The 12,476-nt window shown below is 69.4% G+C and carries 12 protein-coding genes; 4 read left to right on the top strand and 8 right to left on the bottom strand.

Translation table 11 applies throughout. The features are described from left to right. Positions 1-10: 10 nt before the first annotated feature. From ABNX08_RS34020 to ABNX08_RS34005, 4 genes are read left to right on the top strand one after another with little or no spacing between them, the layout of a single operon-like run. The gene (locus ABNX08_RS34020) at positions 11-754 is read left to right on the top strand and encodes a DUF3348 domain-containing protein (RefSeq protein ID WP_022537590.1); all 744 of its coding nucleotides are present in this window, start codon (positions 11-13) and stop codon (positions 752-754) included. A 10-nt stretch (positions 755-764) separates the two neighbouring features. Continuing rightward, positions 765-3,902, top strand: a complete 3,138-nt coding sequence (locus ABNX08_RS34015) for a DUF802 domain-containing protein (protein WP_022537589.1) — start codon at positions 765-767, stop codon at positions 3,900-3,902. Further along, positions 3,899-4,546 (top strand): OmpA family protein, encoded by a 648-nt coding sequence (locus ABNX08_RS34010; protein WP_022537588.1) that lies wholly within the window; start codon positions 3,899-3,901, stop codon positions 4,544-4,546. The genes ABNX08_RS34015 and ABNX08_RS34010 overlap by 4 nt, the downstream gene beginning before the upstream one ends. Beyond that, complete coding sequence (locus ABNX08_RS34005; RefSeq protein WP_022537587.1) at positions 4,539-5,198, top strand: DUF2894 domain-containing protein; 660 nt, start codon at positions 4,539-4,541, stop codon at positions 5,196-5,198. Before ABNX08_RS34010 ends, ABNX08_RS34005 begins: the two co-directional genes overlap by 8 nt. 18 nt (positions 5,199-5,216) lie before the next feature. On the opposite strand, the gene mdcH is transcribed toward ABNX08_RS34005, so the two are convergent. From mdcH to ABNX08_RS33965, 8 genes are all read right to left on the bottom strand, one after another. Then, positions 5,217-6,149, bottom strand: a complete 933-nt coding sequence (gene mdcH, locus ABNX08_RS34000) for a malonate decarboxylase subunit epsilon (protein WP_022537586.1) — start codon at positions 6,147-6,149, stop codon at positions 5,217-5,219. Beyond that, positions 6,146-6,793 carry a malonate decarboxylase holo-ACP synthase gene (locus ABNX08_RS33995; protein WP_022537585.1) on the bottom strand — a complete coding sequence of 216 codons (648 nt, stop codon included), beginning with the start codon at positions 6,791-6,793 and terminating at the stop codon, positions 6,146-6,148. Before ABNX08_RS33995 ends, mdcH begins: the two co-directional genes overlap by 4 nt. Beyond that, positions 6,781-7,617 carry a biotin-independent malonate decarboxylase subunit gamma gene (gene mdcE, locus ABNX08_RS33990; protein WP_022537584.1) on the bottom strand — a complete coding sequence of 279 codons (837 nt, stop codon included), beginning with the start codon at positions 7,615-7,617 and terminating at the stop codon, positions 6,781-6,783. The genes ABNX08_RS33995 and mdcE overlap by 13 nt, the downstream gene beginning before the upstream one ends. Further along, a complete protein-coding gene (locus tag ABNX08_RS33985) occupies positions 7,614-8,465 on the bottom strand; it encodes a biotin-independent malonate decarboxylase subunit beta (protein WP_022537583.1) in 852 nt (283 codons plus the stop codon). The genes mdcE and ABNX08_RS33985 overlap by 4 nt, the downstream gene beginning before the upstream one ends. Then, a complete protein-coding gene (locus ABNX08_RS33980) occupies positions 8,462-8,782 on the bottom strand; it encodes a malonate decarboxylase subunit delta (protein ID WP_022537582.1) in 321 nt (106 codons plus the stop codon). The genes ABNX08_RS33985 and ABNX08_RS33980 overlap by 4 nt, the downstream gene beginning before the upstream one ends. Further along, positions 8,782-9,711 (bottom strand): triphosphoribosyl-dephospho-CoA synthase, encoded by a 930-nt coding sequence (locus ABNX08_RS33975; protein ID WP_022537581.1) that lies wholly within the window; start codon positions 9,709-9,711, stop codon positions 8,782-8,784. The genes ABNX08_RS33980 and ABNX08_RS33975 overlap by 1 nt, the downstream gene beginning before the upstream one ends. Continuing rightward, a complete protein-coding gene (gene mdcA, locus ABNX08_RS33970) occupies positions 9,711-11,369 on the bottom strand; it encodes a malonate decarboxylase subunit alpha (protein WP_022537580.1) in 1,659 nt (552 codons plus the stop codon). Before mdcA ends, ABNX08_RS33975 begins: the two co-directional genes overlap by 1 nt. Positions 11,370-11,504: 135 nt before the next feature. Beyond that, positions 11,505-12,422: a LysR substrate-binding domain-containing protein gene (locus ABNX08_RS33965; protein ID WP_022537579.1), complete on the bottom strand. Its 918-nt coding sequence runs from the start codon at positions 12,420-12,422 to the stop codon at positions 11,505-11,507. Positions 12,423-12,476 lie beyond the last annotated feature (54 nt).

The following is a 12,476-nucleotide window of genomic DNA, read 5'->3' as shown; positions in this document are numbered from 1 at the left end:
ACCCCGCAGCATGTCGCAAGCCCCCCGGCGCACAGGTTTCAGCGGCCCGACCCTGGTCCGGCTGCTGGCTCGCCTGACGGACGCCGATGTCCCCGAACCCGGAAACTCGCTGTCGAGCCAGCTCAGCCAATGGCTGGGCTGGGCGGACGCGATCGCCTTGTCGGCGGCGCTGAAGGGCAGCCCGCCGGCCGTGGCGCCGGACGCACAAGCCTCCGACAGCACCGAGGAGGAGCGCGAGTGCGCCCGCGTGCACACCGCGCTGGCCAATGCGGCCAGGGAAGATGGTGCTGGCGCCGGCAGGCGGCGCGGGCCGGCCCGGCCGTCCGCGCTACCGGATCCGATGGAGGCGCAGGTCGACTACGCGGTCTATCGCCAGCGCTATGTGACGCAGCAACAGTCGATGGAGACCGCCATCGGCAACCTGCGCGGCCGCCTGCGCATCGCGCTGTCGGGCCGCGCGCCCGGCATGGCGAAGCTGGCGATGGTCGATACCGTGATGGAGCGCGTACTGGGGGCGCGCGAGCAGAGCCTGCTTGGAACGGTGCCGGCACTGCTGGAGGCGCACTTCCAGCGCCTGCGCCAGGCCGAAGCGGCGGCGCTCGCCGAGGCGCAGGCCGCGGGGCAACCTGCACCGGTCACGGCCGGCGCATGGCTGGCCGTGTTTCGCAAGGATATGCAGAGCGTATTGCTCGCCGAGCTGGACCTGCGCTTCCAGCCCATTGAAGGATTGCTCGCGGCGCTCCGTGACAGCTAATCAGGACATCATGACCCGATACCTCATCCATATTGTTGCTTTCCTGGCAGGCTTGGCCGTCGTGGGCTGGATCGGCGCCAGCTATGCGGGCTCGAACGCCCTGGCGCTGGTCGTCACGCTGCTGATCGGCGGCTGCTACCTGGCGGGCGCGCACGAGCTGCAACGCTATCGGCAGGCCACTTCCACCCTGTCGCAAGCCCTCTCCAGCCTTTCCGAAGCGCCGGCGAACCTCGCCAGCTGGCTGGAGCGCCTGCACCCCAGCCTGCGCGATGCCGTGCGCCTGCGCATCGAGGGCGATCGCGTCGCCCTGCCCGGCCCGGCGCTGACGCCCTACCTGGTCGGCCTGCTGGTGTTGCTGGGCATGCTGGGCACCTTCCTGGGCATGGTGGCGACGCTGCGCGGCACGGGGCTCGCGCTGGAAAGCGCAACCGACCTGCAGGCGATCCGCGCGTCGATGGCGGCACCGGTCAAGGGCCTGGGCTTTGCCTTCGGTACCTCGGTCGCGGGCGTGGCCACGTCGGCAATGCTGGGGCTGCTGGCCGCGCTGTGCCGGCGCGAGCGGATCCAGGCCGCGCAGAGCCTCGACGCCCGCATCGCCACGGCCTTGCGCCCCTACTCGCGCGGCCACCAGCGTGAAGAAGCCTTCCGGCTGCTGCAGCGCCAGGCTGACGTGATGCCCGCGCTGGTCGACCGGCTGCAAGCCATGATGACCGCGATGGAGCAGCAGAACCTGGCGCTGACCGAGCGGCTCGCCGCCAGCCAGGACGCCTTCCACGGCAAGACCGAAGTGGCATACACGCGCCTGGCGTCTTCCGTCGAACAATCGCTGAAGGACAGCATCGCCGACAGCGCCCGCGCGGCCAGCGCAGCGATCCAGCCGGCCGTGGATGCCACCATGGCGGGCCTGGCACAGGAAACCGCGTCCTTGCGCGAGACCGTGACGCAGGCCGTGCAGCAGCACCTGGACGGTGTATCGGCGCGCTTCGAGACCACGACCACCAACGTGGCCGATATCTGGAACCAGGCGCTGGCCGGACAACAGCGTACCAGCGAGGCGATCGCCAACGACCTGCGCACCACGCTGGATGGATTTGCTCAGACCTTCGACCAACGCTCGGCCGGCCTGCTGGACGGCGTCGCCACACGGGTGGACGCGGCGGCGGCCAGCACCGCGGCAGCATGGACCGAAGCGCTGGGCCGGCAGGAGCGCGCCAGCGAGAAGCTCGCCGGCGACAACCAGCAGGCGCTGGCCAGCGCCACGGCCGCCTTTGCACAGCAGTCCACCGCGCTGGTCCAGGCCGTGGACCAGTCGCATGCCGGCTTGCAGGCACAACTGGCGGCGCGGGACGAGCAGCGCCTGGCGGCCTGGACTGAAGTCCTGGGCGCGATGGCGGCATCGCTGCGCCAGGAATGGCAGCAGGCAAGCGCGCATACCGCGACCCGCCAGCGGGAAATCTGCGAGACGCTCGCCAAAACCGCGAACGACATCGCCGCCCAGGCACAAACGCACGCCAGCGGCACCCTCGCCGAGATCGACCGCCTGGTGCAGGCCGCCGCGGAAGCCCCGAAGGCCGCCGCGGCGATGCAGGCGGAACTGGCCGCCAAGGATGAGCAGCGGCTGGCGGCGTGGACCGACTCGCTCGGCGCCATGGCATCGGCGCTGCGCACGGAATGGGAGCAGGCCGGCGCGCACACGGCTGGCCGGCAACGGGAGATCTGCGCCGCACTCACGCAGACCGCGCGCGAAATCTCCACGCAAACACAGGCGCACGCCAGCAGCACCATCGCCGAGATCGACCGCCTGGTGCAGGTAGCAGCGGAGGCCCCGATGGCCGCGGCAGCGTTGCAGGCGGAACTAGCCGCGCAGGACCAGCAGCGGCTGGCGGCGTGGACGGAGTCGCTCGGCGCCATGGCATCGGCGCTGCGCTCGGAATGGGAGCAGGCCGGCGCGCACACCGCGACCCGCCAGCAAGAGATCTGCGCAACCCTCGCGCAGACCGCACGCGACATCTCCACGCAAACGCAGGCGCACGCCAGCAGCACCATCGCCGAGATCGACCGCCTGGTGCAGTTAGCAGCGGAGGCCCCGAAGGCCGCCGCCGCGATGCAGGCGGAACTGGCCGCCAAGGACGAGCAGCGGCTCACCGCGTGGACCGGCTCGCTCGCTGCCATGGCCGCATCGCTGCGCCAGGAATGGGAGCAGGCAGGCACCAGCACCGCCAGCCGCCAGCAGGAGATCTGCGAAGCGCTGGCCCAGACTGCACGCGATATCTCGACGCAAACGCAGGCACACGCCAGCGGCACCATCGCCGAAATCGACCGCCTGGTGCAGGCCGCCGCGGAGGCCCCGAAGGCCGCCGCCGCGATGCAGGCGGAACTGGCCGCCAAGGATGAGCGGCGGCTTACCGCATGGACCGGCTCGCTCGCTGCCATGGCCGCGTCGCTGCGCCAGGAATGGGAGCAGGCCGGCGCCCACACCACCAGCCGCCAGCAGGAGATCTGCGACACGCTTGCGCAGACCGCACGCGACATCTCCACGCAAACGCAGGCGCACGCCAGCAGCACCATCGCCGAGGTCTCGCGCCTGGTGCAGGCAGCCACCGAAGCGCCCAAGGCCGCGGCCGAGGTCATCGCCGAACTGCGCCAGAAGCTCACCGACGGCATGGCCCGCGACAACGCCATGCTGGAAGAACGCAGCCGCATGCTGGAGACGCTGGGCACGCTGCTCGACGCCGTCAACCACGCCTCCACCGAGCAACGCACCGCGGTCGACAAGCTGGTCGGCACCACCGCCGACCTGCTCGACCGGGTCGGCACCCGCTTCACCGACAAGGTCGAAGCCGAAGCCGACAAGCTCGCCGCAGTCGCCGCGCAGGTCACGGGCAGTGCCGTCGAGGTGGCCAGCCTGGGCGAGGCCTTCGGCGTGGCGGTGCAGCTCTTCAGCGATTCGAACGACAAGCTGATGGGCCACCTGCAGCGCATCGAGGCCGCGCTCGACAAGTCGATGGTACGCAGCGACGAGCAACTCGCCTATTACGTGGCGCAGGCCCGCGAAGTGGTCGACCTCAGCATGATGTCGCAGAAGCAGATCCTTGAAGACCTGCAGCAACTCGGCGGCCAGGGCGCATCCCGCGCAGAGGCGGCATGAGGGACGACTTCGACGCCGGCGTGGAGCCGACCGTACCGGCGTGGGCCGTCTTCGGCGACCTGATGTCGGTGCTGCTGGGCGCCTTCGTGCTGATCCTGCTGGGCGTGATCGGCGTGCAGCTCGAACTGACGGCGAGGCTGGAAGACGAGGTCAGGCAGCGGCAGGAGGAAGCGCAGCGCCGCGAGACGCTGGAGAAGGCGTTGGCCGGACCGCTCGCCGCCGGCCGGGTGACGCTGGTCAACGGGCGCATCGGCATCAACGGCAGTGTGCTGTTCTCGCTCAACTCCGACCAGTTGCAGCCCCAAGGCCGCGAAGTGCTCCGCAGCCTGGCCGCGCCGCTGTCGGCCTACCTGCGCAGCCGCGACGAGATCCTGATGGTCAGCGGCTTCACCGACGACCAGCAGGTACGCGAAGGCAACCGCCGCTTCGCCGACAACTGGGAACTGTCCGCGCAGCGCGCACTGACCGTGACCCGCGCATTGATCGATGCCGGCGTGCCGGCCGCGTCGGTGTTCTCGGCGGCCTTCGGCTCGCAGCAGCCGGTGACGCCGAACGCCGACGCCGAAAGCCGGGCCCGCAACCGTCGCGTGGAAATCGCGCCGATCCCGCGGGTGACCACGGGCACCGCCAAGCGCAATGGATAGCGGCAAGAACGGCGACGTCCGCGCAACGCTCGAGGCCTGGCGCGAGCGCGGCGCCGACCGGCTCGACCCGGTGCGCTTCCGCTTTATCGAAGCGCTGGCCCGGCGCGCGGCCGGCCACAGCGGCGCCGCGCGGCGCCTGCTGGACGACCGGCTGGCCAGCCTGGTCGAGGCCTATGGCAAGACGATGGAGAGCGCCGCGTGCGAAGGCGTCCACGCCAGCAGCGCCGTGCTCCCACGCAAGCCTGCTGCCGGCATGCTTGCCGGCCTGGTCGGGCATATGCAGGCCCATGCGCAGCCCGCGCAAAGCGCTCCCGCAACGCGCACGCCCCTGCCGCGGCGCCCCGCCCCGGTCGAACCGGAGCTGGTCGATTATTTCCGCGATACCTGGGCCAGGGTCAGCGTCGACCGGCAGCTGCGCCAGTCGCTGGAGCACGTGCCGGAGCATGCCGGCCCGCTCAACTCGAACCACCTGGTACATCGCTCGCTGTCGCTGATGCGCGAGATGTCGCCGGGCTACCTGCACCAGTTCCTGTCGTACGTCGATGCGATGTCGTGGCTGGAACAGTTGCATGGCGGCGGTGCGCTGCCGGACAAGGAAGCGGCAAGAGCCGGGAGTGCGAAGAAGACGGTGCGCGGGAAAGCGCGCAAGTAAGGGCTCGTCCGGAGAACCCTAACTCTCTCGCCGCTCGCGCCGCATGATCGCCGCGATCGAATCCACCCGGGTCCGGTCGCACGCCAGCGCCATGCCATCGGCAAACACCGGCTGCGCCAGCCGTGTCAGCACGTCGCCCGGCGGCGCTTCCACCACCAGCCTCGCACCATTGGCACGGACCAGCAGCATGGTTTCATGCCAGCGCACAGGGGTGGCCATGTTCTGCACGAGGTCCTCGGCGATCTTGCGGGGATCGCGCAGTTCGCGTGCCTTGCTGGCGCTGAAGTAGCGCAGCGTGGGCGGCGACAGCGGTACGTCTTGCATGGCATCGCCCAGTGTCTGCGCAGCGTCATCGAGCAACGGACAGTGCGACGGGACGTGGATGGCCACGGGCTTTGCGGCCTGCGCACTGGCCGCGAGGGCGAGCGCCGATACTTCTGCCAGTGCCGACAGCTTGCCCGCGATCACGATCTGGGTCGGCGCATTGAAGTTGGCCAGGTACACCGGTTGCTGCGGCGAGCAGACTTGCGCGACCAGCGGTTCGAGCCGGCTTCGGTCCAGGCCGATGATGGCCGTCATGCCGTAGCCCTGTGGGTAGGCCTGTGCCATCAGTTCGCCGCGCAGCCGCACCAGCCTGAGCGCATCGGCGAAAGACAGCACCCCTGCGCTCACCGCTGCCGCGTAGGCGCCGATGGACAGGCCGGCAACTGCATCCGCGCTGGCCTCATGCGCGGCCAGGCAGCGCGTCATCGCCACGCCTGCGGTCAGCAGGCAAAGCTGCGTCCAGACCGTGGATTGCAGGCTTGCCGGCGAATCCATCTCCGCTACTGCTACCTGCAGGACCTCCTCCGCCTCCGCCAGCACCGCTGCGACCGCTGGATGCGCCGGCAGGTCCTTCAGCATGCCCGGGCGCTGCGCGCCCTGGCCGGGAAAGGTGAACAGGATGTTCATGGCGCGGGTTGCCAGGGATCGACGGTCATCCTCGGGCCGTGCGCAGTCTTCAGCAGCACCTTGCCGCCGCTGCGCACTCGCTCCAGCAACGAGAAGCCGCCGAACGGCGTCGCAACCTGGATGTCGATCCTGGCCGGCGCGGCGCGCTGCAGTTCGGCAAGCAGCTCCACGTGCCGGGCCGGCAGCGGTTGCGCAGCTTGCACAACGAGGTCGAGGTCACTGTCGGCATGCAGCACGTTGTGCGCACAGGCAAGCGAGAAGCCTGCACTGCCGGTCACGCCCCACCGGATATCCGCTGCGTCGAGCCAGTCTGCGATAGCCTCGAGCGCGACGATTGCCGGCAGTGTCGCCAGCTCCGGTCGATGGCGCCAGGTGCGCTGCGCGGCCAGCTCGATCGGCGTAACGATCTTGCAGATCGCCGAGGGCGCGACCCAGGTGCCATAGCGTTCCGAGCGCGTGCGGCCGCGCAGCCCGACGGGAATCTCACCGATGCGGCAGCCATCGCGACGCACCACCACCGGCATCTCGCGCAGCGCTGTCAGCGAGACCCAGTCCGGCAAGGCATCCCGGTCGAGGCTGGTGGCAGGATCGGCCAGCCAGACCAGGTCATGCGGTGCCAGCGTGGCGGCGTTCAGGCCTGCCATTGCCGCGTCAGGCAGGCGCGCACGTCGGCCGACGCCTTGCGGTTGGCCCCCGCGCGCCGGCTCGACAGGTCGTGCGCCTGATCGCGCTGGATATCCGCCAGCGCGGAGAGGATGGTGTCGCGGGCCAGGTGCACATCCGCCGCCATTGGTTCGCTGGCCGATTCCACATCAATGAGCCGCCACAGGATGCCCAGCGTGGCGAAGTTCTCGATGTCATAGGCCATCGGCGGCACGGTCGATGCCAGCGCTTCGAGGTCCTCGACCGTGCGCATGGTGATCCTGGCGGCGGCTTCCTTGCCCATCGCATGCACCAGCACGCCCTTGTCATCGAGCGCGATGATGCGGTTGGCCTGGTAGCCGTGCGCAAGGAAGGCCCCCGACATGGCGCGCCCGACGATCAGCGCCACCACCGGATGGCCGGCCAGGCGCGCGTCGGCATAGGCGGCCACGGCGCCGGCCAGTGACTGGTGGATGCCGAGCGCTTCTTCGCGCCGGCCATACGCCTGGCTGGGCGTATCGACGATCGCCACGATTGCGCGCTTGACCTGCGCGTTGCGATCCGCTTCGATCACCTCGCGCACCGCGCGCGCCAGCGACCAGCCTTCAAGCAGGCCGGCCTCGCCGTTGCGCGCACGCGGGAAGCGGCTGGTCGCATCCGGCACGAGCGCGATCCAGCGCACCGCTCCGCCGGCCAGTTCGCCGTCCGCAACTGCCACCGAGTCCGGGAAGCCAGGCAGGTACGACGCCGTCGGCGCCAGCGCCTGCAGCCATCGTGCGCCGCGGCTGATTTCGCGTCCAGGCGCGGGATGGAGTTGTGCGTTCATGCGTCGTTCTCCCATTGAAACAGGTCTTGCACCCCCGCCGGTGTCGGCTGGACGCTGGCGTCATAGTCTTGCAGCGCGGCCAGGTACTGCGCGTAGCGCTCGCTGCGATGGCTGGCGGCAACGGGGCCGCGCACCAGTGTGGCGACTTCGCTGCGCATGGCGTCGCAGTCGTCATCGACGTAAATATCCGCAAAGCCGCTGGCAACGCGCTGCGTGCCGCCGGTAAAGCTCCAGATAAAGGGCCGGTCGCGCGAGTCATACTCGGCAATGCCCGCCTCCTGCTCGATCACGGCCGGGCCGTTCAGGCCCAGGCGCCCTTCCTGCGTCATCACCAGCGCGGTACACAGCCCGGCGGCGATCGACATGCCGCCAAAGCACCCCACCTGCCCCGCGATCACACCCACCACGGGCTGGTAGCGCCGCAGGTCGACGATCGCGGCGTGGATATCGGCAATTGCGGCGAGGCCCAGATTGGCTTCCTGCAGGCGCACGCCGCCGGTTTCCAGCAGCAGCACCGCGCGCGTCGGTTCGCCGCGGCGATTATCCTCGGCCGCGAGCTCGAGCGCGCCGGCGATCTTGGCGCCGCCGACTTCGCCGAGGCTGCCGCCCTGGAACGCGCCTTCAATCGCCAGCACCACCACCGGCATCCCGTCGATGCGTCCCTTGGCAACCACCACGCCATCATCGCTCTGGGGCACCACGCCCTGCGGCGGCAGCCATGGTGATTGCAGGCCGTCGAACGGGCCGGCCAGTTCGCGGAAGGTGCCCGCGTCGAGCAGCACGCGCGCGCGCTCGCGTGCCCCCAGTTCGATAAAGCTGTTGCGCGCCAGCAGTGCCTCGGTGCTCATGACCCCTCTCCTGGTTGCTGTACGCCCCCCAGCGCCTCAAAGGCTTCGGCCAGGCGCATGCCGACCACACCCGGCGTCGCGCCGAAATCGTGGATGCGGATCTGCATCGATGCCCGCGGCTCGGCGGCAAAGACGCGCGAAAGCTGCGCATCCCAGACGCGGCTATAGCCATTGATCGAGGTGGTGACCTCCACTGTGGTCACGCCGCCGCTGCCGGGCTCGACCAGCACCTCGAGGTCGCCCGATCCCACCACGCCGACCAGCACGCGCCCAGCGGCAGGCTGCCCTGCCGGAAATTCAAATCGCAGTTGTTCCATCACAGTCCCCTGAAGTCGTGCCCGCCGGCATCGTCGTCGTGCGACAGCCGGTCCAAAAAGATGGTGGCGGCCAGCAGGTCCGCCGCGCCGCCCGGTGAGGCGCGCTGCGCCAGCATGCCGGCGTCCAGGCTGCGCAGGTGCCGCCGTCCGGCCACCGTGCCCGCGCCACCGGCGGCGAGTACCGCCTTCGCACCGGCCTGCATGTAGCCCAGGCCCTTGTGCCCGGACCTCGCCAGCACGCAGGTATCGTCCAGCGCGCTCATCAGCGCCAGCAGCGCATTGAGGCGTGCCGTGGATTCGCTGTCGCCGCGCGCGCGGCTGCGCTGCAATGCCGGCAGCGCCAGCCGCATCACGTGCGGGAAACCCGCCCGTGCCTGCTCCCGCGCACCGCCAACCCCGTACGCCAGGCACGCGAGCTCGCCCTTGTTCCCGGTCACCGCGGGGCGGTGACGGTCCGGCAGCGCGGCAATGGCGCCGGCTGTAGCACTGATCGCGGCGGCACTGGCACGGTGCCCGGCAGCGCTGACGTGTCCCGCGGCGCCGACCAGCAAGCCGATGCACCAGATCGCGCCGCGATGCGTGTTGACGCCGCCGGTGGCAGACAGCATGACGGCCTCGGCCTCGCGGCCGAGTGCGCCCAGCCGTTCGCGCAGCCCATACGCAACGCGCGGCGCCTGCAGGCCGGCGTCGGCCATGGCCACGAACGATGGTTCCAGCGACTGCGCAGAGCGCAGCATCAGCGGCAATGTCAGGTCGGTATGCGCACCGCTGCCGCGGCTGTCGACCAGGCCGGGCTTGGGCGACAGGCGTGCTTCCTCGACAATCGCGCTGACGGCCAGGCCAGCCAGTGCCTGGGCGCGGGTGGAGGCCGCAGGCTGGTGCCAGGGCTGTGCCGGCGTATGCAGGATCCTTGCAGCTGCGCTCGCCATTACCAGCTCCGGAAGCGGGCCGGCGGCGCGTACAGGCCGCCGGACCAGTCCACCAGGTCGGCCATGCTCTTGGCGGCCAGCAGGCTGCGCGTGGCCTGGCTGCGCTGCACGCCCAGGTCTTCAGGCAGCGCGATCAGGCCGTCGCTGCGCATGCGGCGCGTCGTGGCGGGGTCATGCTTCATGCCGATCGGCGTGACGCCGGCCACCGCGGCGATCATCCGGCGCCGCTCTTCCAGCGATTGCGCCTTGTACAGGTAGGCGATGCCCTCCTCGGTCAGCACGTGCGTGACGTCGTCGCCGTAGATCATCACCGGCGCCAGCGGCATGCCGCTTTCGCGCGCGACGTCGACCGCGTCCATCGATTCCACGAAGGTGGGCTTGCCGCCTGCCTGGAAGGTTTCGACCATCTGCACCACCAGCTTGCGGCCGCGCGCGAGCGGATCGTCGGTCTCGATCAGGTCCAGCCAGGCCGGCGTCGGGTGCCGGCGCCCGCCGGGCTGGTGGCCCATGTTGGGCGCGCCGCCAAAGCCCGACAGGCGCCCGCGGGTCACCGTGGACGAGTGGCCGTCGCCGTCGATCTGCAGGGTCGAGCCGATGAAGAGGTCCACCGCGTACTGGCCGGCAAGCTGGCAGAAGGCACGGTTCGAGCGCATCGAACCATCCGCACCGGTGAAGAAGACATCCGGCCTTGCGGCAACATAAGCCTCCATGCCCAGTTCGCTGCCAAAGCTGTGCACGCTCTCGACCCAGCCGGTCTCGATGGCAGGGATCAGCGTCGGATGCGGGTTGAGGGTCCAGTACTTGCAGATCTTGCCTTTCAGCCCCAGCGACTCGCCATAGGTAGGCAAGATCAGTTCGATCGCCGCGGTGTTGAAGCCAATGCCGTGGTTGAGCGACTGCACCTGGTGGCGCTCGTAGATGCCGCGGATCGCCATCATCGCCATCAGCACGTGGACCGGCTTGATCAGGCGCGGGTCGCGCGTGAACAGCGGTTCGCAGAAGAAGGGCTTGTCCGCTTGCACCACGTAGTCGATCCAGGAGCCCGGCACGTCCACGCGCGGCAGGCCGGCGGGGTCGTCGACGATCTCGTTGACTTGCGCGATGACCAGGCCGTCGCGGAAGGCGGCGGCCTCGACGAGTGCCGGCGTGTCTTCGGTGCTCGGGCCGGTGTAGAGATTGCCGTCGCGATCGGCCTTGTATCCGGCGATCAGCACGACGTTGGGAACCAGGTCCACATACAGCCGCGCATAGAGTTCGATATAGGTGTGGATCGCACCCACTTCGAGCTGCCCGTCTTCCAGGAACTGCGAGATGCGGATGCTCTGCGCGCCGGCGTACGAGAAATCCAGCTTGCGCGCGATGCCGCGCTCGAACAGGTCCAGGTGCTCGACCCGGCTGACGCTGGGAATGATCATGTGCAGCGCGTTCACGCGCGCGGGATCGACCTGCGCCAGCGAGCGCGACAGGAAGTCAGCCTGCTTCTGGTTGTTGCCCTCGAGCACCACGCGGTCGCCCGGAAGCAGCACGGCCTCCAGGAAGGGCACGATATCGCTGGTCGGGACCAGCTTGCCCTGCGCGATCGCGGCGGCGTTCTGCTTGCGGCGCGCCTTGGCTTCCCTGCGGGTGTTCCATTGGCGGCCCGTGCTGGTGGTGGTCATCGCATCTCCGGCTGACGTCTGTCTGATGGGTCCACCTTAAACAGGTGGAGGTCACCGAACAATCACGCCGGGGGGAGAACCGTTACGCTGGCCGGAAGCGAGGCCAGCAGCAAGGCTGGAAGCGGCCCCGGCGCCCTATTGGTCCGTCTCGCGCATGGCCATGCGGCACACCGCGGCCAGCGCCAGCAGGTTGGGATCGCGTTCGCGGCGGCGCAGGAAGCTCAGGCCGATGCTCTGCTTGATGTCGTACTCGCCGGTCAGTGGCACGAACGCCACGTTGCGCGAATACACGCCCCGGACCCGGCCGGGCAGCAGCGTGCAGCCGATGCCGCCGCCCACCAGGTTCATCAGCGAGAAGATATCGCCCACCTTCATGACGAGATTCGGCGTGAACTCCGCGATCCGGAACGCCTCGACAAATCCATGATAGGTGACGAAACCCTCGCTCAGCGCGACAAATGGTTCGTCGCGGCAGGCGCGCAGGTCGACCGCCGGCATCGAGGCATAAGGGGAGTTGGCCGGCGCCGCAAAGAAGATATCGTCCTCGAACAGCGGGATCGATTCGATATCCGGATCCGGCTCGGGCACCGCCATCAGCGTGGCGTCGATCGAGCCTTGCTTGAGCTTTTGCAGCAGGTCCGCATTGGAGCCCAGCACGAGTTCGGTCTGCAGCTCCGGGCGCCGCAGCTTCAGCCCGATCACGATCTTGGGCACGGTCTGGACCGTCAGTGAATAGAGCGAGCCGATCTTGAGCTGGTCGGCCGAATAGCCGGCGGCCTCGCGCGTGGCGCGGATGCCGTCGGCCATGGTCTTGAGCACTTCTCTTGCCGTATCCGCCAGCACATAGGCCGCATCGGTCGGGATCAGGTTGCGGCCCTCATGCCGGAACAGCGCGCAACTGGTGCCCTCCTCCAGCGAATGCAGCGCACGGTGCACGCTGACCGTGCTGGTGTCCAGGATCTCGGCCGCCTTGGCCAGGTTGCCCGATTCCATGAACGCCAGCAGGGCTTCGAGTTTGCGGAAGGTGATCTCTTCGCCAATGCGGATTCTCATGGTGCTGGGCTCGGGTGTGGGGGGCGGCCTCCTATCTTAGCCGCGTGGCGGCTG

The sequence above is a fragment of the Cupriavidus sp. DF5525 genome (genome assembly GCF_040149425.2).
GTDB classification, from domain to species: Bacteria; Pseudomonadota; Gammaproteobacteria; order Burkholderiales; family Burkholderiaceae; genus Cupriavidus; species Cupriavidus pickettii_A.
This window is presented reverse-complemented; position numbering and strand designations above follow the sequence as displayed.

What these genes read in the sequence shown, in the direction of transcription:
- ABNX08_RS33965 (WP_022537579.1), bottom strand. Translation starts at nt 12,422, where the DNA reads ATGAGAATCCGCATTGGCGAAGAGATCACCTTCCGCAAACTCGAAGCC.
- mdcA (WP_022537580.1), bottom strand. Translation starts at nt 11,369, where the DNA reads ATGACCACCACCAGCACGGGCCGCCAATGGAACACCCGCAGGGAAGCC.
- ABNX08_RS34020 (WP_022537590.1), top strand. Translation starts at nt 11, where the DNA reads ATGTCGCAAGCCCCCCGGCGCACAGGTTTCAGCGGCCCGACCCTGGTC.
- mdcH (WP_022537586.1), bottom strand. Translation starts at nt 6,149, where the DNA reads ATGAACATCCTGTTCACCTTTCCCGGCCAGGGCGCGCAGCGCCCGGGC.
- ABNX08_RS33980 (WP_022537582.1), bottom strand. Translation starts at nt 8,782, where the DNA reads ATGGAACAACTGCGATTTGAATTTCCGGCAGGGCAGCCTGCCGCTGGG.
- ABNX08_RS34005 (WP_022537587.1), top strand. Translation starts at nt 4,539, where the DNA reads ATGGATAGCGGCAAGAACGGCGACGTCCGCGCAACGCTCGAGGCCTGG.
- ABNX08_RS33995 (WP_022537585.1), bottom strand. Translation starts at nt 6,793, where the DNA reads ATGGCAGGCCTGAACGCCGCCACGCTGGCACCGCATGACCTGGTCTGG.
- mdcE (WP_022537584.1), bottom strand. Translation starts at nt 7,617, where the DNA reads ATGAACGCACAACTCCATCCCGCGCCTGGACGCGAAATCAGCCGCGGC.
- ABNX08_RS33975 (WP_022537581.1), bottom strand. Translation starts at nt 9,711, where the DNA reads ATGGCGAGCGCAGCTGCAAGGATCCTGCATACGCCGGCACAGCCCTGG.
- ABNX08_RS33985 (WP_022537583.1), bottom strand. Translation starts at nt 8,465, where the DNA reads ATGAGCACCGAGGCACTGCTGGCGCGCAACAGCTTTATCGAACTGGGG.
- ABNX08_RS34010 (WP_022537588.1), top strand. Translation starts at nt 3,899, where the DNA reads ATGAGGGACGACTTCGACGCCGGCGTGGAGCCGACCGTACCGGCGTGG.
- ABNX08_RS34015 (WP_022537589.1), top strand. Translation starts at nt 765, where the DNA reads ATGACCCGATACCTCATCCATATTGTTGCTTTCCTGGCAGGCTTGGCC.